This is a genomic window from Rhodopirellula bahusiensis (genome assembly GCF_002727185.1).
Taxonomy (GTDB): Bacteria; Planctomycetota; Planctomycetia; order Pirellulales; family Pirellulaceae; genus Rhodopirellula; species Rhodopirellula bahusiensis.
Genome location: NZ_NIZW01000027.1, coordinates 42,017 through 67,602 on the forward strand (window position 1 = coordinate 42,017; position 25,586 = coordinate 67,602).

General features: G+C 54.9%; 19 protein-coding genes, 2 tRNA genes and 2 rRNA genes. 10 read left to right on the top strand and 13 right to left on the bottom strand.

The genetic code is table 11. The annotated features are described in order from the left end of the window. Window positions 1-129: 129 nt before the first annotated feature. Both CEE69_RS26045 and CEE69_RS26050 read right to left on the bottom strand, forming a co-directional pair. Entirely contained in the window at window positions 130-990 is an 861-nt protein-coding gene (locus CEE69_RS26045) for a class I SAM-dependent methyltransferase (RefSeq protein ID WP_099263518.1), read from the bottom strand. Then, window positions 978-1,808, bottom strand: coding sequence for a phosphoribosylformylglycinamidine synthase subunit PurQ (locus CEE69_RS26050; protein ID WP_099263519.1), 831 nt, complete (start codon window positions 1,806-1,808; stop codon window positions 978-980). Before CEE69_RS26050 ends, CEE69_RS26045 begins: the two co-directional genes overlap by 13 nt. A 190-nt stretch (window positions 1,809-1,998) precedes the next feature. Here CEE69_RS26050 and CEE69_RS26055 point away from each other — a divergent pair, with 190 nt between their 5' ends. Next, the gene (locus CEE69_RS26055; RefSeq protein WP_099263520.1) at window positions 1,999-3,387 is read left to right on the top strand and encodes a class-III pyridoxal-phosphate-dependent aminotransferase; all 1,389 of its coding nucleotides are present in this window, start codon (window positions 1,999-2,001) and stop codon (window positions 3,385-3,387) included. A 91-nt stretch (window positions 3,388-3,478) separates the two neighbouring features. Here the strand turns inward: CEE69_RS26055 and CEE69_RS26060 are convergent, their stop codons facing one another. From CEE69_RS26060 to CEE69_RS26070, 3 genes are all read right to left on the bottom strand, one after another. Further along, complete coding sequence (locus tag CEE69_RS26060) at window positions 3,479-3,898, bottom strand: hypothetical protein (RefSeq protein ID WP_143549338.1); 420 nt, start codon at window positions 3,896-3,898, stop codon at window positions 3,479-3,481. Window positions 3,899-4,253: 355 nt separating this feature from the next. After that, a complete protein-coding gene (locus CEE69_RS26065; protein ID WP_099263522.1) occupies window positions 4,254-5,480 on the bottom strand; it encodes a metallophosphoesterase in 1,227 nt (408 codons plus the stop codon). Then, window positions 5,477-5,998 carry a SixA phosphatase family protein gene (locus tag CEE69_RS26070; RefSeq protein WP_099263523.1) on the bottom strand — a complete coding sequence of 174 codons (522 nt, stop codon included), beginning with the start codon at window positions 5,996-5,998 and terminating at the stop codon, window positions 5,477-5,479. Before CEE69_RS26070 ends, CEE69_RS26065 begins: the two co-directional genes overlap by 4 nt. A gap of 99 nt (window positions 5,999-6,097) precedes the next feature. On the opposite strand from CEE69_RS26070, the gene CEE69_RS26075 reads away from it, so the two are divergent. Beyond that, window positions 6,098-7,477, top strand: a complete 1,380-nt coding sequence (locus CEE69_RS26075; RefSeq protein ID WP_099263524.1) for a PQQ-binding-like beta-propeller repeat protein — start codon at window positions 6,098-6,100, stop codon at window positions 7,475-7,477. Window positions 7,478-7,983: 506 nt separating this feature from the next. After that, window positions 7,984-8,463, top strand: coding sequence for an EVE domain-containing protein (locus CEE69_RS26085; protein WP_099263525.1), 480 nt, complete (start codon window positions 7,984-7,986; stop codon window positions 8,461-8,463). 48 nt (window positions 8,464-8,511) lie between these two features. On the opposite strand, the gene CEE69_RS26090 is transcribed toward CEE69_RS26085, so the two are convergent. After that, window positions 8,512-8,991, bottom strand: a complete 480-nt coding sequence (locus tag CEE69_RS26090) for a DUF6960 family protein (RefSeq protein ID WP_099263556.1) — start codon at window positions 8,989-8,991, stop codon at window positions 8,512-8,514. A gap of 283 nt (window positions 8,992-9,274) precedes the next feature. Between CEE69_RS26090 and CEE69_RS26095 the strand changes: the two genes are divergently transcribed. From CEE69_RS26095 to CEE69_RS26105, 3 genes are all read left to right on the top strand, one after another. Next, window positions 9,275-9,895 (top strand): peptidylprolyl isomerase, encoded by a 621-nt coding sequence (locus CEE69_RS26095; protein WP_099263526.1) that lies wholly within the window; start codon window positions 9,275-9,277, stop codon window positions 9,893-9,895. Between the two features lie 243 nt (window positions 9,896-10,138). Next, entirely contained in the window at window positions 10,139-11,620 is a 1,482-nt protein-coding gene (locus tag CEE69_RS26100) for a DUF58 domain-containing protein (RefSeq protein WP_099263527.1), read from the top strand. A gap of 163 nt (window positions 11,621-11,783) precedes the next feature. After that, window positions 11,784-12,011 (top strand): hypothetical protein, encoded by a 228-nt coding sequence (locus CEE69_RS26105; RefSeq protein ID WP_008658974.1) that lies wholly within the window; start codon window positions 11,784-11,786, stop codon window positions 12,009-12,011. A 484-nt stretch (window positions 12,012-12,495) separates the two neighbouring features. Here the strand turns inward: CEE69_RS26105 and rrf are convergent. The 4 genes from rrf to CEE69_RS26130 form a co-directional block, all read right to left on the bottom strand. Beyond that, window positions 12,496-12,604, bottom strand: a 5S ribosomal RNA gene (rrf, locus tag CEE69_RS26110). A 107-nt stretch (window positions 12,605-12,711) separates the two neighbouring features. Further along, window positions 12,712-15,603: ribosomal RNA gene (locus tag CEE69_RS26115) — 23S ribosomal RNA — on the bottom strand. Between the two features lie 820 nt (window positions 15,604-16,423). Further along, window positions 16,424-16,496, bottom strand: a tRNA-Ala gene (locus CEE69_RS26125). A gap of 78 nt (window positions 16,497-16,574) precedes the next feature. Further along, window positions 16,575-16,648 (bottom strand) — tRNA-Ile (locus tag CEE69_RS26130). Window positions 16,649-16,926: 278 nt separating this feature from the next. Here CEE69_RS26130 and CEE69_RS26140 point away from each other — a divergent pair. Then, window positions 16,927-18,867, top strand: a complete 1,941-nt coding sequence (locus CEE69_RS26140; protein WP_099263529.1) for a TlpA disulfide reductase family protein — start codon at window positions 16,927-16,929, stop codon at window positions 18,865-18,867. 96 nt (window positions 18,868-18,963) lie between these two features. Here the strand turns inward: CEE69_RS26140 and CEE69_RS26145 are convergent, their stop codons facing one another. Genes CEE69_RS26145 through CEE69_RS26155 form a run of 3 tightly spaced genes read right to left on the bottom strand, consistent with a single transcriptional unit; the run spans window position 18,964 to window position 22,693 of the window. Continuing rightward, window positions 18,964-19,851, bottom strand: coding sequence for an RAD55 family ATPase (locus tag CEE69_RS26145; protein WP_099263530.1), 888 nt, complete (start codon window positions 19,849-19,851; stop codon window positions 18,964-18,966). Between the two features lie 23 nt (window positions 19,852-19,874). After that, window positions 19,875-21,353, bottom strand: coding sequence for an NAD(P)/FAD-dependent oxidoreductase (locus tag CEE69_RS26150; protein WP_099263531.1), 1,479 nt, complete (start codon window positions 21,351-21,353; stop codon window positions 19,875-19,877). Continuing rightward, complete coding sequence (locus CEE69_RS26155; RefSeq protein ID WP_233215651.1) at window positions 21,350-22,693, bottom strand: MBL fold metallo-hydrolase RNA specificity domain-containing protein; 1,344 nt, start codon at window positions 22,691-22,693, stop codon at window positions 21,350-21,352. Before CEE69_RS26155 ends, CEE69_RS26150 begins: the two co-directional genes overlap by 4 nt. Window positions 22,694-22,893: 200 nt before the next feature. Between CEE69_RS26155 and CEE69_RS26160 the strand changes: the two genes are divergently transcribed. The 3 genes from CEE69_RS26160 (at window position 22,894) to CEE69_RS26170 (ending at window position 25,580) form a co-directional block, all read left to right on the top strand. Continuing rightward, complete coding sequence (locus CEE69_RS26160; RefSeq protein WP_099263533.1) at window positions 22,894-23,256, top strand: hypothetical protein; 363 nt, start codon at window positions 22,894-22,896, stop codon at window positions 23,254-23,256. A gap of 198 nt (window positions 23,257-23,454) precedes the next feature. Further along, a complete protein-coding gene (locus CEE69_RS26165) occupies window positions 23,455-24,534 on the top strand; it encodes a DUF1611 domain-containing protein (RefSeq protein WP_099263557.1) in 1,080 nt (359 codons plus the stop codon). Next, window positions 24,531-25,580 (top strand): dipeptide epimerase, encoded by a 1,050-nt coding sequence (locus CEE69_RS26170; protein ID WP_099263534.1) that lies wholly within the window; start codon window positions 24,531-24,533, stop codon window positions 25,578-25,580. The genes CEE69_RS26165 and CEE69_RS26170 overlap by 4 nt, the downstream gene beginning before the upstream one ends. The last annotated feature ends 6 nt before the right edge of the window (window positions 25,581-25,586 follow it).

The following is a 25,586-nucleotide window of genomic DNA, read 5'->3' on the forward strand; positions in this document are numbered from 1 at the left end:
GTCTCACCTGGCGACCACGCCGAAGCTTTGGAACAAAGCGAGGCGTCCACCAACCTTCGCGAGTTCAAACCAAAACGGTCAATCACCAGCGCCATGTGAGACATGGCCTACGGCGATGAATCCGTCGCCTCATTTGCAACGGCAAAACACATACTCGTTGCATCCCCATCCGGAGCCAACCGTCGTGAGGTTGTCGAGCACAAACCCTTTTTCGCGAAGCGGGAGAATGATCGCTTCGGGCTTGGCGACTTCAAACGGCAGCCCACCAATCCAATCGACCCAGTCATGCCAGGCGTTCATGCCGCGGTCGGACTTCTTCGCTCGCCAATCTGCAAACGGCAGCGGGTTGCGGCCTCGGGCCAGCCTCGCGAGTGCGAATTTCAGTTCGTAGCAACCTGCGACCAGAACGACATACGCCGGGCGTAAAAAGGCAGGCAGGCGATGATAACCTTGCTTGATCTGCAACCATCGTCGGCTCCCTCCACCTTGATCGTTGTAGATCGCAATCGCGTACTGACCACCAGGTGCGACCACCGATGAGGTTGCCTCGATCGCCACATTCATTTGGCCGGTGTGATGGAGCACTCCCCAACTGTAGACAACGTCAAACGTTCCAAGCGAAGTCAACCACTCCGCATCGAGCGCCGAGCCTTGGTGAACTTGCCATTGCTCAGCCACAGTCGGGTTCTCCGCGACCGCTCGCTCACGAAGAGCCCGTGTGCAAGCCACGCTGTCGTCGTCCAAATCCACGCTGACGACTTCGGCGCCCATCGAAACAGCGGCCAGTGAAAACAGACCGCTGCCGGATCCAATGTCGAGGAACCGTTTGCCTGCCAGTGATTCCGCCTGCAAGAGCGTCTTCAATGAAGACGTTGCGTGCTGCAGCCGTTCGGTGTCAAACCGATCCAAAAACGACGCCCAGTTCTTGCCAAACGCGAACCGGGTTTCCGACTCTTCGACGGGCGCCACGGGCTCACTCAAGCAAACCACTCCACCGCGTTTCGGAACATCTGCAATCCTTCGCCGTGTTCGGGTTGCTCTTTGCGACGAGTCCAATACGGATGCTGAGTCGCATCGATATGACGCTCGGGGTGCGGCATCAAACCGAACACGCGGCCACTGGCATCACACACTCCGGCCACGTTGGCATCACCACCGTTAGGGTTGATCGGGAACGGCAACGTTTCGGATTGGATCTCGCCCGATGGTTCGCAGTATCGCAAAGCCAGTCGTCCGGCCGATCGCAGCTCTTCCAACACCTCCGCGTCGCGAGCGATGAACTTGCCTTCGGCGTGAGCCATTGGCAGATACATTTGTTCGATGTCTCGCAGGAACACGCAAGGCGTTTTGTCGACGGCCAAGTTCACCCAGCGGTCTTCGAATCGACCGTGATTGTTCCAGGTCAAAGTGGCGGGTGGGATGGAGTCGTCTGCCGATTCAGCGGGTCCGCCCGCGGTTTGCAATTGCCCGACGCCGCTGGTCAAAACACCCAACCGCATCAGCACCTGCATCCCGTTGCAAATCCCCAGCACCAAGTTGTCGCCGCTGTCGACGAAATGATGCATCAAGTCACCCAGGTGCCGTCGCATCCGAGTCGCCAGAATTCGGCCGGCGGCGATGTCGTCGCCGTAGCTGAATCCACCGGGCAAACAGAGGATTTGGTAGCGGCTCGCCAAAGCCGCGTTTTCCATCAATCGCCCGACGTGGACGCGTTCGGCGACCGCACCGGCCAACTCAAAGGCATGAGCGGTTTCGACATCGCAGTTGGTACCGGGAGCACGCAGGACGAGAACGCGAGGCTGAGGCATAGGAATGCAGTTTGGCAGACAAGTGGCGGAACAGAATTCAATCCGCAGAGCTTAGTTTTTTCCGCCCTGATCGGCAACGATCGTCGCGCAGTGATTGCCAAGAACCGAACCGGGAACCAAGATGCGTGCTCTCTGTTGTAGCTCGGGGATCCCCCGCGTTTGATACCGTTTTCGCCAATCGCTTTTGAACATGCTTCACGCCGAATCACTTCGTCAGGACCCCCGGATCGCACAAGCCAAGCAATTGATTGCCGAAGCAATGCGTGATCATTCCGCTTCCATGACGGATGTTTCACCCAGCGATCCCGACCAATCGGCGAGCTACCAATCCCTGATCGACGGGTTCACCTCCGCTCGAGGCGGCCCACCCATCTGGCCTTACTTCGCGTCCGGACTCGGAAACGGTCCCTACGTCGAACTGGCCGACGGCAGCGTCAAACTGGATTTCATTGGTGGAATCGGCGTGCACGGCGGCGGTCACTCGAATCCCGACCTGGTTTCGGCCAGCATCGATGCGGCGATCGAAGACACGGTCATGCAGGGAAACTTGCAGCAGAACCCGGCCAGTGTCGAAATGATGCAGCGACTCGTCTCGCTCGCCTCCGAATCGGGAGCACCGCTCGAACACGTGTTGCTTTCCACCAGCGGCGCGATGGCAAACGAGAACGCCTTGAAACTCGCGTTCCATCACCGACAACCCGCCGACCGAATCATCGCGTTTGACAATGCGTTCGCCGGTCGATCGATCGCGTTAGCAGCCTTGACCGACCGGCCCGCCTATCGAAACGGTTTGCCCGAAGCGATCCAAGTCGACTACTTGCCCTTCCTGCATCCGGACCATCCTGAAAAATCACAGCGGTGGGCAGTCGATGAATTGAAACGATTGCTCAAACGCTATCCAGGAAAACACGCGGCATTCTGGGCCGAACCGATCGCAGGCGAAGGCGGCTACTACCCTGGCAGCCACGATTTCTTCACCGCATTGTGCGAGCCACTTCGCGAAGCCGGTGTGCCAATCATCTTCGACGAGGTGCAAACGTTCTCGCGAACCAGCCGACCATTTGCGTTTCAACATTACGGCCTGGACCAATTCGCCGACATTGTCACCGTTGGCAAGATCACTCAGGTCTGCGCGACGCTGTACCGAAATGACTTCCACCCCAAGGCACCGATCCTCAGTCAAACGTTCACTGGATCGACCTCGGCGATTTCGACTGGACTGGCGACGCTAGATGCACTGCAATCCACCAATTGCTTCGGTGCCGACGGCGGAAACATGAAACGCCACGCCTACTTTGCCGAGCAACTTCAAAAGCTGGCCGAGAAATACCCCGGTTCGATTTCAGGTCCTTTTGGCGAAGGCATGATGATCGTGTTCACACCCGGCAAAGGCACACTCGATCACGCCAAGTTGCTGATGAACTTGATGTTCGAAGAAGGCTTGCTCGGATTCCTCTGCGGAGCCGAACCGGCTCGCTTGCGTTTCTTGCCGCCACCGATGATCACCACCAACGATCACATCGACGCGGCGATCAAGTTGCTCGATCGATCCCTCGAAAAGTTCGTTTCGCAAAAGTAGAAATCAAATCGTAGTGGACGAAGCAATGAGTGGATCACAAAGCTTCATGACCAGCAGATTCGATCGCCTGAACGCGCACACCGTCCGGATGTCATTGGCCCTCTTCACTCCCCCGTGACAACCGCTGCTCAGCCTTGGCAAGTTCGTCGGTGAGCACAGCGACTATCTCTGGATAAGAGAGATTCTTTCCTTCGTGGTACATTGAGACCGCCGCCAGAGCGTCTTCGTAGACATCACTGATTCGGAGGATGCTTTCGTCTTCCAATTCTTCTGGAAGGTTTTCTGTCGGCAGATACACGTGGGCTTGCAGCTCAGGATCAAGCAGCAAAGTCAACGCGAAATACCGGTGAGCAAAGGAAGCCCTATCCAGTCTGAATATCTCGTTCTGCCTGCTGAGGAAGTCAATTTCTTTTTTGGCGTCGCGGACTTTTAACCACAGGAAAGCCGAAGTGCAACCAAAGCATACAACCAAAATTGCAAGCACTCCGGCCATGAACTTCTGTATTTTCATCGAGCGGCCTATCAATCTGGAGTCGAGAAAAGAGTCAGGTGCGCAACGAACCAAAGACAGCAAGCTCGTCGTCAGTGATCACAAGGTCATTGTGATTGTGCTGCGTTCGGTTTGTTAGTGATGGTCTTGGTTGTGGTTCAGCAAAAATCAGAGATGACGCGGGTCGACGATAGAACCAGTTCGAATGTGCTGCCTTACAAACTACTGTTTCAGGTACTTCGCAGCAAAGTCTTCCGCGAATCCTCGGTAGTGCGGGAAGACGCGTAAGGATCGCTCATAATGGAGGTGGGTGGGAGGAGCCTGATTCAATGATCCGAATTCTTGGTGGATCCGGCGACGGAGATCGTGTTCCGGATTACGAACCTGGGCAGCGCAGTGTGATCAGCGACAACTCAGGCCGGCAACGAATTCGCAACAGGTGAACTCCACTGAGTCCCCGCGAAACATGCATTGTCGTTGGCGATCGATAAAAATCTCCCGATGCCCAACGACTGCCGTGCCAACTGGGACTCAAGATCGGACCGGCCAACGGCAATCGACCTTGCCCGCCATGCGTGTGACCAGCCAACATCAGATCCACCCCGTTCCGACGACACCAATCGAATTGATCGGGACTGTGGGAAAGACACAGTCGAAAGTTCACAGTGCTCTCCGACATGACAGCAACATCCGGCCGAGTGAACCAAGGCCACTCGTTGCCCAGCAACTGACACTTAACCGAACGCAGCGACACCGTTTCAATCTTCCCGCCAACGTCAATCCAGCCGGCGTCCGTCATTCGATCCCGCACCACGTCTGGATCCGAAACACGAGTGTCATGGTTGCCGAGCACAAAGTAACAACCGTCCTTCGCTCGTGCGGGCGAAAACAAATCGTGCAACCAAGCAACACAAGGTTGCTTGTCGACAATGTCGCCCGTCAGTGCCATCAAGTCCGGCGACCACTGCGTGGCGATCGAAACCGCGTGAGCCGTGAAGTCAGGTGCGACTTGCCCAGTCAAATGAATGTCTGACAGATGAGCGATCTTGTACCCGTCCAGTTGCTCCGGCAAACCAACGACGGGCAACTCTATCTCCTCCACCGCCATTTCGAAGATCTGGTTCATCGGCAACTTCGCCGCCCATCGGCACTTGCGAGTCCGTGCCAACGTCCGTCCGGTTTGCTTTGACACGTCGTGCAACTCGACACTGCGTTTCGCCGGGACGTGTTGGATTCTCCAAACCGGTCGCCACAGCAACCAAAGAAATCCAAACAAGCCACCCAACACAAGACAGAACGCGGCGTAGGCGAGCAATCCTAGGGGCAACATTTCAAAGCTTGATTCGCCGCGCACCCAGCTTGAGATTGGTTGAAAGAATGCCCAGCCCAAAACCAACGGCGTGAGCCATGTCTCAGCGAAAGCGATCTTCTCGGTTCGCTTGATCGTCGCCCGCTTCCATCCCATCGAATTCAATCGGTTGTAAAACGTCAGTCGCAATCCAAAGTGAGCGAGCAAGACAGCAGCCAACAACACGCAGCGAGATATCGGGTCCGCGAAAAAGATGTCCAAGCGATTGGCCAGTGGTTGAAGGAGATCGATCACGGAAGTTGTTTCGGCCGCATCTCTTTCCAGACTTGGCAATTCTCTGGGCCAAGTTCCGCCGACCAAGAGGAAATCTGGCATTCGAAAACAGCCAGTCCCGCGGTGGGAAACCCGCAAGCGTGATCAAGCAATTCGCTGGCCGCCGCACTGATTCCCGGATTGTGCCCCAAAACCAACAGGGTTTGCGGATGCTCCTCGGGCAAACCGTCCTCATCGGACAACCACTTTTCGGTCGTCCGAATGGTTTGGAAGATCGACGATGCGGTAGCCAAATAAAGATCCGATGAAAAACAGGTTGGTACGGGAGCTTCCCAACGCGAATTCAAAAACGCTGCCGTCTCACGAGTCCGCTTGGAATCAGATGACAACAAAAAATCTGGCCGGCAACCGTTGTCCTGTATCCATCCAGCGATTCTCGGGGCGTCACGGCGTCCGCGATCGTTGAGTGGCCGCTCATGGTCGGACAATTTCGCGTCAGCCCAGTCACTTTTCGCGTGACGCATCAAAATCAATCGCATTTGGCTCGGATCAGTAGAGGTGTGAGACGAAGCGGTTTGGATCAGCAAAAGAACATATAGTACGCAAAGGTTCCCATCCCAATTCTCGGACTTCACAATATGCGTGCTGCTTCTCTTTTCCAAAACTCGTCCATCGAGTTTGTTTCCGTCGCTCGATCGACAGTGCTTGCCCTCGGATTGGCCGCCGTCGCGATTCCAATCGCCTCCGCGGATGATTGGTCTGGTTGGTTGGGTGATCAACGCGACGGCGTTTATCGTGAATCGGGAATCATCGACTCGATCCCGGAATCAGGATTGCAACTCAAGTGGCGAGCCAAGATCGCCGGTGGCTACGCCGGTCCCTCGGTCGCCGATGGACGCGTGTTTGTATTTGACTACGCGCAACGCCAAGGTGAAGCGTTCAACGATCCCGGAAAACGAGCCGATCTCACCGGTGACGAACGTTTGATCGTCTTGGATTCAGAAACCGGCAAAGAATTGTGGCGTCACGAGTACGAACGTCCCTACAGCATTTCGTATCCGGCCGGCCCACGATGCACTCCCACCATCGACGGCGATCGAGTCTATATCCTCGGAAGTGAGGGCGATTTGCGTTGTCTCTCTGTCACTGATGGTGAACTGATCTGGAGCCGCAACTTTCCCAAAGACTTCTCGGCCGAAGTTCCAATCTGGGGTTTTTCTGCGCATCCGCTGATCGAAGGCGACCTGCTTTACACGATGGTCGGCGGCGACGGACAAGGCGTTGTCGCGTTTGACAAAATGACGGGCGAAGTTCGCTGGAAGCAACTCGATAGCAACGCCGGCTACTGTGCTCCATCGATTTTGAAGCAGGGCGATCAAAAGCAACTGCTCGTGTTTTCCCCGACCGGCATCCACGGTCTGGATTTGCTCAGCGGCGAACCGATCTGGAACGTTGAACTCAGTCCGATGTTCGACATGTCGATCGCGATCCCCGCCATTGAGGGCAATCGGGTTTACGCCAGTGGAATTCGTACCGAATCGGTGATGTTTGAGCTCAACGAAAACGCAACCGCCGCCAACGAACTTTGGCGCGGCGAACGGGATCACTCGGTGTTTTCCAGCAACAGCCCAGCTGTCTTCATCGATGGCGTGGTCTACGGAACCGATTGCAACGTCGGCGAGTTGATTGCGTTTGATGCCAAAGATGGCGACCGTCTTTGGTCAACCTTCCAGGCCACCAAACCGGATGAAAAGCGATTCATCAAACACGGCACTGCTTTTCTGACTCGAATCGGTGATTCCAACCGCTTCTTTGTTTTCTCTGAAAACGGCGACCTGATGATCGCGACGCTTTCCAAAGATGGATTTAAAGAGCATGGGCGGTTCCACGCGATCGAACCCACCCAAGAAGCGTTTGGTAGGTCGGTGGTATGGACTCACCCTGCCTACGCAAATCAAACCGTCTTCATTCGAAACGACCAAGAAATCGTCGCCTACAGCCTGGCAAAACCAGAGTAAAGTTGCCGACTGCTTTCAATTCCAAGCAGGTTGGCAGAAACGATTAGGCATAGCCCCCGGCCCACGTGGGAATTGTGATTGAAGCCAAATCAGCGAAGGCCGGCGAATAATCGTCAGCCTTCTTCGAGATGCCTCGGTGCCCACGCATCGGGGCATTCTCAATGGCTATCAACAATGATTTGGCCAACAAAAAGCCAAACGGCGGTGAATGCGATGCCCAATGCGGTGTGAATTGCGTCGACGTTCATATTTGTCTCAAGCCGATGGCGTGACCTCGCGTGAAACACGAGACCGCGCATGGAAAACGGATACAAGGCCGTTTCCATGGCCTGAATTAAGCAGCCGCAATCGTGCGGAAGCAGACGAATTCGTTTCATCGACACACAATTGCAGTGCGTCTTCTTGAGTTATCGACACACCTCCGAAACAATTCGACGAAAAATCACCGTGCCCGCACAAATTGACTCAACCGAACACCCGCACCCAACGACACCTCGAGCAAACTGATGAAGTACTGGCTGATGAAGACGGAACCGACCACGTTCAGCATCGATGACCTGGTCGAACAACCCGACCAAATCACCTGCTGGGAAGGTGTCCGCAACTACCAAGCTCGCAATTTGCTTCGGGACGACATCGAAGAAGGCGACCGAGTTCTGTTCTATCACTCGGCCTGCAAAACTCCCGCGGTCGTTGGATTGGCAACGGTCTCTCGCGGAGGCTATCCCGACCACCATGCCTGGGACAAAAAGAGCAACTACTTCGACCCAAAGAGCAATCCCGATTCTCCAACCTGGTTCATGGTCGACATCAAACTGGAAAAGAAACTTGATCGCCCAGTCACCCTGGCTGAATTGCGAGAAGAAGCCACGAAGGCTCGAAGTCCGTTGGCGGACATGGTGTTGCTACAGAAAGGCAGCCGACTCTCGGTTCAACCAGTCACCAAGAAGCAGTTCGATCGGGTCGTCAAACTTTCCGAGAAGTAGGCAGTCGCGATATCCCTCCGCTCGTTCAAACCGTGATTCGGTTGGCGATCAATCCGAAAATCCAATTCGATCGCCCGATCCATCCCACTTCGGTGTGGGATGCTCGATCTCACCCTGCCGAACTCTTTGTTTTTCTGAAAGCAAACGCATGTGCTCTCGCAGGAACAAGCGTGGCATGTTTTGGTCTGCCCGCCTCAATCGGTATGCAATCCGTCCTTTGCGACGAACGTAGTACATCCCGATCACTTCCCCCACAAAAAGATCTCGCTCCAGACCGAGTCCGACGGTTTCGACCTCATCTCCCACATCCACGTCTTCCGCTTTGATTTGCAACCACAAAGCCGGTCGCAATCGGAACGTCCATTTTCCATAGCGACAGTGATAGTAGGTGCCATCGAATGATTCTCGCCGGACGACACGTTCGCTTGGCAGCAGTTTCGAAACAACGGAGATGTCATCCGGGTGGATCCATCCCTGACCGTCTTCTGGCCACCGCGGATAGATCCCGTACTGTGGAAATTCAATCAAGGTGTCGCTCTTGGAGTCCGTGGAAATCACTCAGATCACCACAATTCACGAGGGATTCGGAATTCAGGCCTCCATTTTAACAAACCAGTCCGCTCTTTCGTGCGTCAGACAGGGTGACCATCTATTCACGGCCCGAGGTCTCAACCGCTCGCCGCTTTCGACCGTCACCGGACGAGCGAATGCGTTGTGGGGTTGGAGACTATCCGGCGGATTTGGTTCAATGTGAGCAAGACTAGCCGCCCTTCGCGGGTGGCTCCCACCATTCTCCCTTTAAAAGTTTGCCATGACTGTTCGTGCTTTCGTTTTGTCGCTGGTTGGAATCACAACCTTCGGTTTAATTGCAGGCCCTGCCTCCTCGTCCTTTGCCGCTGATCCAGCCAAGGGCGAAGTCACTCACAAAGTCTATTTCGATGTTTCGATCGGCGACGAGCCAGCGGGACGAATTGTTTTTGGACTGTTCGGCAAAGATGTTCCTAAAACCGCCGAAAACTTTCGTGCCCTATCAACTGGCGAAAAAGGCGACGGAAAATCAGGCGTGCCATTGGATTTCGAAGGCAGCGCATTTCACCGCGTGATCCCCGGATTCATGCTGCAGGGCGGTGATTTTACCGCAGGAGATGGCACCGGTGGCGAGAGCATCTACGGAGCCAAGTTTGCTGACGAAAACTTCAAATTCCAACACACCACGCCTGGTTTGTTGAGCATGGCAAACGCTGGTCCCAACACCAATGGTTCGCAGTTCTTCATCACCGTGGATGCAACACCTTGGCTAGATGGCAAACACGTCGTTTTCGGTCGAGTTTTGGAAGGCATGGATGTCGTCAAAAAAGTCGAAGCACAAGGCAGCCGATCTGGCCGGACTCGTGAATTGATCAAAATCACCGAGGCAGGCGAAGTAAAGTAGCTGCAGCTCAGTCTGAATCGGCTCGCAACGCCTTTTCCAAACAATCTTACGCGTCGTCGACCGGGACTCTGTTCCTCGTCGGCGACGCTTTTTTATTGCTTTTTGATATCGGCGTTTGGAGTCATTGATCAAACACCTCCGAGCTACCAAGGTGATTCGACGGCCACGATCCAGCCACCCGCGTGATAGAATGCTGAATACTGTGACGCACGCCTCTGTTTTCTCCAACCTGACCGAGCATCCATGAGCTTCGGACAACGTTTTCAAGCTCTGTTCGAAATTGCGAGCCAATGGCCGTGGCTGCTGTTGGTGCTGGCCAGCCTGCCTCTGGTTTTAGCGGCACTTTGGCTGCGAACTTACCCGACCCGTCGCTGGGTCGCGATGATCGGAGCCAGCGTCGTCATCAGCGTCGGGGTGGTCTTTTTCCCGAATCTGCTGGTCCTGCTCGGGTTGTTCGATGGCGTGATCGTCACCATCACGGCAATCGATTGTCTGCTACTGGTCATTGCCACTAAACGCATGCAGAGTGCCGGGCTGACAATCGAACGAACCGTTTCACGAACAAGTTCGCTGGGGGTCCCACTGGATTGCTCGCTCAACATTCAAAACCACACGCAAATGCGAATGCGTGGTGATATTCGCGATGATGTGCCCGAATATTTTGTTTCCGAACCAGTTCAACACCAGCTGGATCTGCCCCCCGGCCTTCAGTTGCAACTCCGACGGAAACTAACTCCTCACCGCCGTGGTGCTTTCCACCTGGACCGAATCGACCTCAAACTGTTCAGCCCGCTGGGTCTGTGGCAACGACACATTTTCAGACCGCTCCACAGTCAACTGAATGTCTTTCCTGACATGAAACAATTGTCGGACTATGCGCTGCTGGCAAGAACGGATCGCTTGAGCCTGATCGGAGTGCGGCAAACACGACGAGTCGGACAGGACAGTGATTTTGAACGCCTCAGGGACTACACGCGAGACGACAACTATCGACATATCGATTGGCGGAGCACTGCCCGCCGCAACAAGCTCACCGTCCGGCAATTTCAAAGCGACCAAAGCCAACGCCTGATCTTCCTGCTTGACTGCGGAAGAATGATGACGAACCAGCGGAACGGATATTCGCTGCTCGACCACGCACTCAATTCGATCCTGATGATGTCATATGTGGCCCTGCATCAGGGCGACTCGGTCGGAATGATTTGTTTCAGCGACACAATCCACGCCTACCTACCACCACGGGGCGGGGCAAGCCAAATGAATCGCCTGCTCCAAGCAGGATTTGACCAATTCCCAAGAATGGTCGAGTCTCGTTATGACCAGGCATTCCTGTACCTCAACTCACACTGCAAACGAAGGTCGCTGGTCACGCTGACAACTAACATTGTCGATGAGGTTAACGCTGAGGTTGTCGCAGATCATCTATCGAACCTTACCGGCACGCACCTACCTCTGGCGGTTGTCCTTCGCGATCGCGAAATGTTCGATGCAGCCGACTACCCGGCCGAAGTCCTGCAGGCTGCCGGAAATCAAACCGGCCCGACAATACTCGACGATACGAAGACGTACCGGGCCGCGGCCGCAGCCGAAATGCTTGTCTGGCGAGAAGAAGTGCTGTCTGGTCTTCGTCACAAAGGCGTTCTGGTCGTCGATGCTTTCCCCGATGAACTGAGTGCACCCATGGTCAATCAGTACTTAGAAGTCAAAGCCCAGCACCTGCTGTAGCGATTGAAACGAAAGATCAAAAGACCGCAATCAAACCGGCTAGAAACCAAACACTCACCTTCGAGCCACGTGCAAGCCGATTCAATCCAACGTCTACATTTACAACAGACGAAAACTGGAGTGCAATCGGATGTGGAGAAGTCTATTTCTTGCTGTCGGAATCATGATGGTCATCTTGGGCGTCGAAACGATGCTCATCGACTCCGCAACGGTCTATGCGGCCGCAGACTCCAGCGCCGTTGAGTTCATCGACCCAGGAGTGACTCCGGCACAAACTACAAAAGTCTGGACACCAACTGAGCGATTCCCTTGGGTCATGCTTGCAGTGGGTGCCGTCGTGATTCTCTACGCCATCACCCTGCCTAAACGATGGGGCCGTAGCGGAGACTGAACCGTACTTCGACGAAACACTACGACCTTCGAGAGCCACGGATCATCCCATTGACCGTGGCTCTTTCTATGCGCGATCAGCTAGCCCAGGCCAATGAAAGCAGAGGCTACGTATAAACCCGTGCACTAAGTATGTTTGGAATCAGTCTGGACCATGCCGCGGGATAGTCGCAGCAACCGTGGCTAACCCCAACCGGCCAACATAACCGAAGAAGATTGCGTACCTGGTAGCAACCGAAACCATCGAGGATACTACCACGACACCTCCAGCATCCAGCTGCCCCATCTACTTCGCAGAGCGGAGAAGCCATCAACAATCCGGTACACCGATGCACGGTTAACAGAAACTCTCGACCCACGCTCGCGGCAGACACAACTGAGAAGCATAAGGCTAGAATTGAACACAGCAACAACCGCAACCAAGTTGTGAAACCCATGCGCGCATAAAAAAACCCCTTTGAGAAAACTCAAAGGGGTTTTTAAAAATCCGGCAAGACCTACTTTCACGCTGGTGGGCACTATCATCGGCTCTTAAAGCTTGACTACTGTGTTCGGAATGGGAACAGGTATAACCTTTAAGATATGATCGCCGGAAAGACCTCACGACGAATGTTTCGCCGCCGTAAGGCCAGTTGTTTGGTAGTTGAACAAGTTAACTTCTTGAAGCCGATCCGATTGGACCGCATGAGTGCGGGATATCGGTGGCCAAACTTTCGCCCGTTAGTATTGGTTTGCTTAATGCATTACTGCACTTACACGTCCAACCTATCAACCTGGTAGTCTTCCAGGGGGCTTTCGACTAGTGTCTACGAATCCTTATCTCTGGGCGGGCTTCACGCTTAGATGCTTTCAGCGTTTATCCTTTCCGAAGTTAGCTATCCAGCCGTGCCGCTAGCGCGACAACTGGTACACCAGAGCTTCGTCCAACTAAATCCTCTCGTACTAAAGTTGAATCCCATCAAGATTCGAACGCCCACGGCAGATAGGGACCGACCTGTCTCACGACGGTCTGAACCCAGCTCACGTACCACTTTCATTGGCGAACAGCCAAACCCTTGGGAGCTTCTACACCCCCAGGATGTGATGAGCCGACATCGAGGTGCCAAACCGCATCGCCGCTGTGGACGCTCGGATGCGATAAGCCTGTTATCCCCGGAGTACCTTTTATCTGATGAGCGATAACCCTTCCATTCGGGATTACCGGATCACTAAGGCCAACTTTCGTTCCTGCTCGACTTATGAGTCTCGCAGTCAAGCACACTTATACCTTTACGCTCTACGCCTGATTGCCGACCAGGCTGAGTGTACCTTTGCACTCCTCCGTTACTCTTTGGGAGGAGACCGCCCCAGTCAAACTGCCCGACTGACACTGTCCTTTGCCCCGTTTCAGGGGATCAAAGTTAGAATTAAAATATGACCAGGCTGGTATTTCAACAACGACTCCTTCTACACTGGCGTGCAGAGTTCAAAGTCTCCCAGCTATCCTACACAAGACATATCTCAACCCAATAGCAGCCTACAGTAAAGGTTCACGGGGTCTTTCCGTCTAACCGCGGGTATGTGGCATCTTCACCACAACTACAATTTCACCGGGTCGGTGGTTGAGACAGTGCTCCAATCGTTACGCCTTTCATGCAGGTCGGAACTTACCCGACAAGGAACTTCGCTACCTTAGGACCCTCATAGTTAGGGCCGCCGTTTATTGGGGCTTCGGTCGCCAGCTTCGCTCCGAAGAGCTAACCGTCTTCCTTAACCTACCAACACCGGGCAGGCGTCAGTCTCTATACATCCACTTGCGTGTTAGCAGAGACCTGTGTTTTTGATAAACAGTCGTTAGAGCCGATTTTCTGTGGCCTCCAACAGCGTGAACCGTCGGAGGCGCCCCTTATCGCGAACTTACGGGGCCATTTTGCAGAGTTCCTTAACCACCGTTCTCCCGAGCGCCTTAGAATTCTCATCTCGCCTACCTGTGTCAGTTTTAGTACGGTCACAGGGCACATAACTTAGCGGCTTTTCTTGGACGTCCTTCCAATGACTTCGAGAACTTGGATGCTCTCGAGCTCAACCTTGGCTTATGTCAGGTCATTTATCCCCCAACACCTCGGTTTTCGCTACGGACATTTCTATTCGTACCGCTCACTTTCTGGACGCCGTCCCCGCATCGAAGTACCCATGTGGCGAAGGAATATTGACCTTCTATCCATCGTCTACGCCTTTCGGCCTCGACTAAGGTACCGGCTAACCCTGGGCGGATTTACCTTCCCCAGGAAACCTTAGGCTTTCGGCGAACAGGATTCTCACCTGTTTTATCGTTACTCATTCCGGCATAATCACCCGATGACCCCGACACCGCTCGTTACCGTACGGCTCGTATCTGATCATCGGCGCTCTCCTACCACTCTAGATAAATCTAGAATCCGCTGCTTCGGTGTACTACTTACTCCCGTTCATTATCGGCGCAGAAATGCTCGACTGGTAAGCTGTTACGCACTTTTTAAATGGTGGCTGCTTCTAAGCCAACATCCCAGCTGTCACGGCACTTCAACTTCCTTAGTGACTAAGTAGTACTTCGGGACCTTAGCAGGCGATCTGGGTTGTTTCCCTCTCGACCCTGGAGCTTATCCCCCAGGGACTGACTGCCGAGGTAAGGTGAACCGGTATTCGGAGTTTGGTTCGGTGGGGTACCCTTGGAAGGGCCCCCATCCGATTCAGTATCTCTACCCCCGGTCACTAATTTACTCGACGCTATCCCTCAAGATATTTCGGAGAGAACGAGCTATCTCCTGGTTTGATTACACTTTCAGTCCTCCCCACAGGTCATCCCCTCAGTTTTCAACCTAAGTGGGTTCGGTCCTCCACGCAGTTTAACCCGCGCTTCAACCTGCCCATGGGTAGATCACACAGGTTTCGCGTCTGCAGCAATCGACCAACGCCCTATTCAGACTTGGTTTCCCTTGGGCTTCGTTCCGTCAGAACTTAACCAAGCCGATTACCACAACTCGCCGGATCATTATGCAAAAGGCACGCCGTCACACATTAAAATAGTGCTCCGACCGCTTGTAGGCACATGGTTTCAGGTTCACATTCCTCCCCTAGCAGGGGTTCTTCTCACCATTCACTCACGCTACTGGTTCGCTATCGGTCGTTAGAGAGTATTTAGCCTTACGGGATGGTCCCCGCGGATTCAGTCCAGGTTTCACGTGACTGGACCTACTCAGGTGCTTCTAAGGTGAGACAATATTTTCGCGTACGGGGCTGTCACCCTCTGTGGCCGACCGTTCCAAGTCGTTTCACTAACACGTCTCAATCCCATATTGAAGTCCTACAACCCCGAGAAGGAAACCTCCTCGGTTTGGGCTATTCCGATTTCGCTCGCCGCTACTGACGGAATCGATTTTTCTTTCTATTCCTCTGGTTACTTAGATGTTTCAGTTCACCAGGTTGTTACACACACACCTATGTATTCAGTGTGCTGTGGTCGGGAACCCCGGGATCATCGCTTGTGTGTCAACTTCCCCAGGCTTTTCGCAGACTTCCACGCCCTTCTCCTTCTAACGCCAAGACATCCCCCATGTGCCCTTAATAGATTGGCCACCGAAATCCCGAACTCAAAACGCGAACCAGCAACACACCTTCTTGCGAAGAGCGAATCACAGGCACAACATCTTGGTTTCAAGCTTCAGTGCTATCTAGTTAACGATATCACACAGTGGCTCAGAGCTTCTCAAAGAGAAACAACTGAACCGCTCAAGAATCCAATCAGAATCAAATCACTACAGTCAGTTTCTTTCGAAACTCTCTTGCAGCGACGCTTCCGAAGAACTTATTACCCTACTGACAAATGCTCCTGAACCCCGGAAAAAGGCTCACTCACATCCGTCGCATGGTGCTCTTTTCAGATGCCAACTACCAAACAACCAAATTTTCAAAAATCAAGTTCCCGGATGCTCGCTAGGCGAGGACCCGAGAGACGCTGCCAAAAACAGCCGAGCAATCTCTTGCGTTTAGAGCTAGAGATCAGTCGGTCGCTTTTGAGCGAGCGAGGAAGTTAGCGATGAGCCAACTTCGAGTCAAGTGGAAGAAGCAGTGAATTTTGAAATAAGTTTCAAAGCTGACTTCGACTTGTTTGCCGCGTTACAGAACCTTGCTCAACCCTTTTGAAGGGTGTCGCAGAGCCTTGCTCAGCGGCGGGACAGGAAAGATAGCGAGCCGGCGATTCTGGTCAACCTCAATCAGTCTCAATTCTGAAGAAAGTTTTGTTTCTTCGTGAAGTGTTTCTGAATGAAGCGTTCCAGAAGCAAACCGGGACTTCTCATCCCTGCTTGTTTCCAGTCACCCGCGGTGAAGCGGGTGTCCTTCAACTTTCGGTTCTCAGCACAGCCTGACTTGAGCCAGTTTGTAAATTGAACCAAGTGGAGGTAGACGGACTCGAACCGACGACATTCTGCTTGCAAAGCAGACGCTCTCCCAACTGAGCTATACCCCCGTGATTTTGAGTTCCGAGGAGGAAGGGTGAAGTTCTGCTTGAAAACAGCAACTTTGCCCTACCACCTCGACACTCGAGTGGGCGTGCCAGAACTCGAATCTGGGACCTCGTCGTTATCAGCGACGCGCTCTAACCAACTGAGCTACACGCCCGTCAGGACCACAGGACCTGATGGTTTCCGCCTCGCTTTCGTGAGGCGGGTCGGAAGTTTAGGAAGTTTTGGTTTGTTGTCAAACGCACTTTGGCCATGTTTTTGACCAATTCCACCGATTCCGTGAGCGTTTTTTTCGGCTTCGTGCCTGGGAAGTCTTGAATCAACGTTCCCTCGAACAGCCGAATTCCGGCAAAATGCGGCTCCGACGTCCGCTTTGTTCGGATCGCTCGTTCCAATTCGATGTGCAAGTCAATCAGAAGGATTTGTTTAGCTGCCATGAGTAAACACAACCGTTTTCCCGCGTCCTGGTCGGTTCGAGGCTTCGTCCTCGGAGGCGGTTCGCTGGTCCTTTCCACCATGTTGGCGACGACTTCGTCCGCAGCTCCGCCTTCGGCCGCGGCCGCATTGGGCCTGAAACCGGTGCAGGATGGCGTGGAATATGAACAAGTCGAGTCGAGTGAAATCGAGAAGTGTGAAGTACGCGATATCGAACGCGACGATTGGTCGGGTTGGGAAGTTTCAGGCGGAGACGGCACGTTGCTTCGCCGTTTTGCTGACACCAACGGCGACAAAAAGGTCGATTTGTGGTGCTACTTCCAGTACGGCGTCGAGGTCTATCGGGACGTGGATGCCAATTTCAACGGGAAAGCGGACCAGTACCGATGGATGGGAACTGGCGGAACCCGGTGGGGCATCGACGAGAATGAAGATGGCCAAATCGACCGCTGGAAGATGATTTCCGCCGAGGAAACCACTCGCGAATTGGTTGAATCACTGGCCGATTCCGACGGCAACCGCTTCGTGACGCTGTTGGCTTCACCCAAAGAACTTCAAGCCGCCGGCCTGACCGGCGACCGCCTGGAGAGCCTCATCAAAAAGGCTTCCCGAGCGGCATCCAACTTCAAAAAGTTCGCGGCGTCCCAAAAATCCATCGGCCCAAGGTCGCAGTGGGTTCAGTTCGCCGCCGCGACTCCGGGGATCGTTCCCGCGGATGACATCGGCGTCAAAAAGGACGTGATGGCCTACGAAAACGCCGTCGCAATGTACGACTCTGAAGGCAAATCCGGCCAAATGCTGGTCGGAACCGTGATCCGAATCGATAATGCGTGGAAACTGGTCGATTTGCCTGTGCTGGCAGAAAACGGCGAACCCATTGCTCAGTCCAACGGCAACTTTTTCACTCCTGGTGGCATGGCCTCCACGGGCGCCGGCACCTCATCAGCAGGCAACTCAAAGACACAAGAATTGGTGGGTTCTCTCGAAACAGTCGACTCGCAAATGGTCGGTGAAGGCGATCCAAAGGCACTCGCGAAACTCAACGAACGCCGAGCTGACATCGTCGAAAAGCTGATCGATGCAGCCGAAACCCCTGCCGAACGCGAAACTTGGACGCGTCAATTGGTCGACACCGTGAGTGTTGCGACGCAAAGCGGGACCTACCCCGGTGGCCTCAAACGCTTGAAAGAGTTGGCCGCTTCCTTCCGAAAATCCAAAGGCACCCAATCTGATGCGATGCGTGCCTACACCGAATATCAGCTGATCGGGACCGAGTACATCGCTCGCCAAACCGAAGACGCTGACTTCGCCGAGAACCAAGTTTGGTGGCTGGAACAGCTCACCGAATTCGCCGATCAATACCCACGAGCTCCCGAAACAGCCGCTGCAAAATTGCAATTGGCTCTCAGCAAAGAGTTCGAAGACAAAGAAACCGAAGCCCTCCGGTTCTACAAAGAAGTCGCTCAAGATTTCCGCGGAACCGAAGCGGCCGAACGTGCCGCCGGCGCGGTTCGTCGCCTGGAATCCGAAGGCAAAGAAGTCGACCTCGAAGGCCGCACCGTTCAAGGAAAAGCCTTCCGTCTAAGCGGCCTTCGCGGTCGTCCGGTCGTACTTCATTACTGGGCCACTTGGTGCGATCCCTGCAAGAACGACATGAAATTGCTGCGTGGTTTGCAAGCTCGCTACCAACGCGCGGGCCTGCAAATCGTGGGTGTCAACATCGACAACCAACGCGAACAAGCGGCTGAATTTTTGAAGACCAACGCCTTGCCTTGGGTGCATTTGCACGAAGACGGCGGACTCGAAGGCAGCCCGCTGGCCAAGCAGTTTGGCGTGCAAACTTTGCCGACCACGATGCTGATTGACTCCAAAGGACGAGTCGTCGACCACAACATCGGAGCCGCTGAATTGGACGACGCGATTGAGAAATTGTTGAAGTAAACTTCGCCGTCACAGTCAAATTCGATCGGTGAGCAACCTGGGTTGCTCACCGATTTTTTTGCGCACTCAGCCTCGAAACTCGACCGTTTCCAACACTCAAACGTCGTCGCCAACGACCAAACCGTCTTCGGAAATTCGGTACGGAACGATCGATTCCTCGCAGAAACTGCCTCGATGTTTCGCGACACAAAGGGCCCGTCCCATCTTATTTCCGTCGCGAGTCTTGCCCATCAAAATGATCGTGTTGGCATTGGACAGCACGTCCCCACTCTGAATTGGCCGAGCGATCAAGTCGTCCAACATGACCTCGTGCGAAGTCGCCAGCAACAGGCTTCCCAGCGTTCGATGATCGTAGGCATGAGCCTCAATCCGATCGGCATTTTCTCGAAAATGAACCCGAAACAGATCCCTGGCCAGCCAATCATGTTCCTTACGCAGGATTTGATTCTGGATGTATTCGATCAGCTCGAATTGAATCGACTCAGCCGCCCGATCCACCGGTTCCACCCCATCGATCACAACCCGCCGGACACCGTGAGCGAAGTTGCCGTAGAAAAATGCAATCGCGCGGTCCAGCTTCTTGGCCCGCTCGTACGACCAACGACGCCAATCATCCGCGTCCATGTCCGAGGAAGTGACTCGGCGGCCTGAATCGCGAAACAGATGCATGCTGTCGCGACGCGTTTTTTCGCGGTCCCATACTTCACTCAGAATGACAGGTTCGTCGGCGGACGCCTCGGACAACTGCCATTCACCCAGCCGCTCCGCATACTCGAAGTGATTTTGAGAATCACCTCGGGCGGTCAGATCAAACACAACACCGCGCTGGCCTTCCTGAAGCTGCCCGTGCTTGGCGAACTGGATGCCAAGCTGTGTTTTGCCGATTCCGGTTGCTCCCAGAACGACAGTCATCGTCCCGGGCAACAAGCCTCCTCCCAGCATCTCGTCCAAGGCTGGGATTCCTGTTTGCAGTCTCTGACTCATGGTGCGTCCGTTCGCGTGGGAATTCACTGATTCAAAAGCAAATGCTCGGCAGCAATTCGACCACTGTCCATGGCCCCTTGAATGCTGGGCGTTTGGCAGTGGTCGCCTGCGATCCACACCCCTGCCCTGCTCTGCCCTGCCCTGCTCTGCCCTGCCCTGCTCTGGCTTGCCCTGCTCTGGCTTGCCCTGCTCTGGCTTGCCCCGTCGTCATCAGCAGAAGGCATTCCGCTGGATTGCGTTTCGGGTTCAGACACATTGCCATCTGCCGAGTTCGCCCGCCGCCAATCTTCCCACGCGGGTGACTTCACAATCGTGTCCAGCGACATCTTGGGCAGCGAATACGGGACATGAAAAACACGCAGCAATCGCCACCGCATCGCGTCCTCACCAAACCAATCTTTCAATTGCGATCGCACACGCGAATCGAGGGCCTCATCGTCCAAACCATCCGCTGGCTCGTGATTGCTGTCGACACTGACCGATATCAACGCTTTTCCAGGCGGTGCGTACGTCGGCGCAACATCGCTCAACACAACCGCACTCTGAATCGGCCCCGACTCATCGCCTCGCAACATCAGCGTCCGATGAGAATCCGGTGACCGGTCCGCGGCGTAATACAAATTGGTGGTGCCCAGCCACGGAGTCGCCATGGAATCCATCCCCAACAACCTCGCCGCCGCTCCCGCGGGCGTCGCGATCACCAGATGCCTGCACATCACCGCTGCACCATCGGACAGCACCACCCGGTGCCTGGCGTGATCCGGCGACTCACCCTCAAACGCGGTCCACTCGGATTCAGACAGCGGTTCGACCGACTGCACCGTGGTTTGATATTGAATCGATCCACGCGGCAATCCCTCGGCTAATTGACGCGGGATCGCCCCCATCCCATCGGCGGGAATCGCGATTTCGCCGCCGGCAAACATCCGAAAAACGAACTCCAACATTCGGCTGCTGACAGACAGCGATTCGTCCAAGAAAACTCCGCCCAGGAAAGGCCGAAAGAACTGGTCGATGATCCGTTCGCTGAAGCCATCCGACTGCAAGCGATCCTGGGTCGACGTCGACGATCGCTCATACAAATCTTGCAGGGAACCACGCAAACTCGCCCGTCGCAGCTTCGCAATCCGCAGCTTATCGACCAAGGAACCAACCGGGTTCATCGCGGACGCAATCGCACGCGCGGGCCTGCGCCAGGGATCACCCAAGAGTCGGAATTGCCCCTTTTGCCGGACCAAGGCTCCGGGCTCAAACGAACACAATCGCAGCGCGTCGTAGTCCAAGAATTGCTGACAAGCCGGGTACGCGGTCAACAGAACTTGAAAGCCATGATCGAGCGTGAACCCGTCCACCACATCGCTGCGAACCCGTCCGCCCACACGATCGGTTGCTTCCAAGATTCGAAATTCGCGACCGGCATCCGCCAACACGCGACCACAAGTCAGCCCGGCCAATCCTCCACCAATGATCAACGTTTCAGTGAATGATTCCGAATCACTCATATCAAGTGATAACCTTTTGCTGTCAATTTTTGAGTCAACGCCCGCTTGGCCGCGTAGTCGCCGTGCACCAACCGAATCTCCTTGGGTGCATCGGCCATTCCATCGACCAACGCGATTAAATCTTCTTGGTCACCGTGAGCCGAATACCCGGTCAGTCGATGCGTCTTGGCTCGCACATCATAGCGTCGTCCGTCCAAACGCACCCAATCACTGCCGCGTGAAATGTAATTTCCGGGCGTGCCTCCCGCTTGATAACCAGCGAAGACGATGTCGGTTTGCTCCTCGCCAATGAATTCCTTCAAGTAGTTGACCACCCGGCCTCCCGTGCACATTCCACTTCCGGCAATCACCACCGCGGGCAGGTTGTGTTTGGACAGATAGCGAACGGTTTCTTGGTGTTCGGAATGGCTGCCCACCGTCGTGAGATTTTCGAAGACCAGTGGTTGATCGTCGGTTTCCAAAGTCACCTGAGCTTCTTCGCCCCAGTGTGATTTCATTTCCTTGTAAAGCGCAGTGAATCGCGAAGCGAGCGGTGAGTCGACAATGACATCCACCCGCTTCATCAGCGTTCGATGCTCGGTTTCTTGAATGTGTTCGAAGATGGCGTTGAGCTCGTACAGCAACGCCTGTGTACGACCGAGCGAAAAGGCGGGCACGATCGTCACACCTGAATCGTGAAGTGTTCGCCGGATGACTTGCTCCAGCTCCGCTTTGCGATCGGCCTTGGGTGGATGCAACCTGTCCCCGTAAGTGCTCTCGAGCACCAACAAGTCCGCTCGCTCGGGACTGACCGGCGGATTCAAAAGCGGGTTGGTTCCCGCACCCACGTCACCACTGAAAACCGCTCGCCGACCGTCCTTCAGTTCGACTTCGAACATGGTCGATCCCAGCACGTGACCGGCCGGCAACAACCGGACCTTGACGCCGCCCGGACAATCGTGCCATTTGTGGTAGGAAAGCGGCACCAACTGCTTGCGAATTTGGCCCAAGAATTTCTTGATCAATCGCTTGGAACGTGTGAACCCGATCTTCAACGCGTCTTCCATCACCAGCGGCAATAACTTCGCCGTCGGAACGCTGCACAAAATCGGCCGGTCAAATCCAGCGGGCAGCAGATACGGAATCCGGCCTGCGTGATCGATATGCACATGGGTCAGCAAAAGTGCCTCGATGCCTCGAAGCGAAAACTCAATCTCGGGGTTGGGCTTCTTCCGTGCGTCTTCGCCTTGGAACGTGCCACAGTCGACCAACAGGCTCTTGGAATCATCGATCCAAAGTTGGTGACAAGAACCAGTGACACCTTCGTGTGCACCGTGGTGAACCAATTTCATAAGCGACATCAGAAGCAAGACAAGGAGAAACGACGCGAGCGGTCCGTCACGCCACCGCAGCACTTTACCACGCGAGGAACACGTCGAGGGCCCGCAGTGCCCCCAATCCCAGGACGCGGGCAACCCAGTGACCAAACGTGTCACGCACCCGTCCGATGTCATGTGTGTCGCCGCTTCCCTCCCCTTTCCAACAACCAAGGACACCTCCCATGGCCAAGTTTTACGTTCAATCAGGGACTTTTCGCAGTGTTGTCGCCGCTGACTCGGCTCGCAAAGCCGCTTTGTGGGCCGTCCACCAAGTCATGCAACAGGTCCTGCCAACCGACGAAGACTCGGGTTCCCTGCCCGCCTCTGGGTCCAGCCCCACCCCCACCAGCCAGTCGCAAGACAAATCATCCGACCGCCCCGACGGTTCCACACCGGTCGCGGTCTTGGACGGCCGAGTTCGAATCAGTGAACGCGGCTACGATCGAAACGATTGTGCTGAGATGCCGACCATGGAGGTGGTCGCGGAGTGGAACCAAATGGTGCTCACACTCGACCGTCTGCATCAAATGATGCGGCATGCGTGATGCGAGCAGCTGTCTGACGTGCGCATTTCGAAAACAGATTTACGCACCTGCGCAAGACTCAAAGAAGGCCTCTCGCTAGCCTATTTCGAAGCAAGCGTTGCCCAAGCGTTTGCCGCCGCGGAACCGCAGTTTCAGACTGACCGCGATCACGAAAAACAGGCCAGCGAATTCCTTCCCTCCTTTTGCGACGGACGATCGATGAACAACCAACTGCTAACCCGGCATCGTCGCATCGCTCTTTTGACCGATGGTGCTTCGACGCCGTTTCTGGCCAAAACAGCCATCAGCTTGTTGCGTTACCGGACCGCAGACATCGCCGCCGTGATCGACCGAGAACATGCGGGCAAAACGTCGGCGGAACTCTTTGGCGCAGGCAACGCTCCCATCGTTTCAACATGGTCACCCGACTTGGGTTGCGACGCGATTTACATCGGCATCGCACCTCCCGGTGGCAAGCTCCCGGGTGCCTGGCGTCCTCAATTGGAAGCCGCGATTCGTGCGGGAGTCGATGTGGTTTCGGGACTGCATGACTTTCTTTCCGAAGACAGCGAGTGGTGCGAAATTGCCAAGCAATCAGGATCGCACATCGTCGACGTTCGAAAGAACAACTGGAAAGAAACCGCCACCGGCAAACCCTTTCGCGAAGGTTGCGTTCGCATCCACGCCGTCGGACATGACTGCAGCATCGGCAAGATGGTCACGACGATCGAAATTGACAAAGGACTTCAAGCGGCCGGCAAATCAACTCAGTTTCTGGCGACCGGGCAAACCGGAATCATGATTTCCGGCCGTGGCGTTCCGGCGGACTGCGTGGTGTCCGATTTCGTCAACGGCGCCGTCGAGCACTTGGTCCGCGAAAATGACGAAGCCGATTTTCTGCTGGTGGAAGGCCAAGGCAGCATCTCCCATCCGGCCTACTCCGCCGTCACGCTGGGATTGCTTCACGGCTGCGTACCACAGGGACTTGTGTTTTGCTACGAAGCCGGCCGCAACGAGGTCAAAGGATTCGATGGATGTGCCATCCCTCCGCTCGAACACCAAATGCGAGCGATCGAACAATTGGCAAGATTGCGAGGTCCGTCCAAGTTCATCGGCATTTCGGTCAACACTCGAAAGCTGTCGCCTGGCGAGGCCAAACTCGAAGTCGAACGAGCCGAACATCGGTTTGGTTTGCCCGCCTGCGACGTCTATCGCGACGGTCCCGACAAACTGGTTCGAGCCTCGCTCGAACTGCAAGCAGCATGCGTTCCCAGCGTCCTGCAGGAGACCGGAGCGTGAAGCTGAATCTCTACCCGATCCGCTTGCCGCTTCGAGACCCGTTCACCATTTCGCGTGGAACGATCACTTACCAAGACAGCCTTGTCGTCGAACTGAAACACGACGGAATCGCCGGCTATGGCGAAGTCACCGCCAACGACTATTACGGTCACACGATCACCGCGATGAGCGACGCGCTCAACGGATTGAGCGAGGAAGATCTGGCGATGTGTTTTGATGACTCGCCGGAGAGCAACTGGCTTCACTTTTCCAAACGACTCGGCGGTGACATGTTCTCGCTGTCAGCCTTGGACATGGCCAGCCATGATTGGCACGCTCGCCACAGCGGATCCACGCTTTGGCATCACTGGGGACTGAAATGGAACTCCGATCTGCAATCCAGCTTCACGATCGGCATCGATTCCATTGAGGAGATGAAACGAAAACTGGATGCTGACTCTGGTTGGGACCTCTACAAAATCAAACTTGGCACCGATCACGACCTCGAGATCATCCGTCAACTTCGCCAGTGCACCACAGCCACTTTTCGCGTCGATGCGAACTGTGCCTGGTCGGCCCAGCAAACAATCGACTACTCCCAAGAACTTCAACATCTGGGCGTTCAGTTCATCGAGCAACCCCTGCCCCGTTCCGCGGATGCCGCCGACAAGCAACGTGTCTTGGAAGAATCATCCCTCCCAATCATCGCGGACGAAGACTGCCAAACCGAAGCCGACCTGGAAACCTGCTTCGAGCTGTTTGACGGAATCAACGTCAAACTCTGCAAGTGCGGCGGGCTGACCCCCGCTCGCAAGATGCTGACGGAAGCCAAACGCCGGGGCAAACTGACGATGGTGGGATGCATGGTGGAGTCAGCGGTTGGCATCAGCGGAGCTGCCCAGCTCGCACCGCTTCTCGATTTTGCTGACTTGGACGGAGCGAATTTGATCTCAGGCAGCCCAACGGATGGTGTCAAAGTTCAGTGCGGCAATCTGCACATGCCAGCCAGACTTGGCATCGGCGCGGAACTGGTCTCCACCGCCCTGCCCCAGTTTCTAGTTCAGTGAACCAGC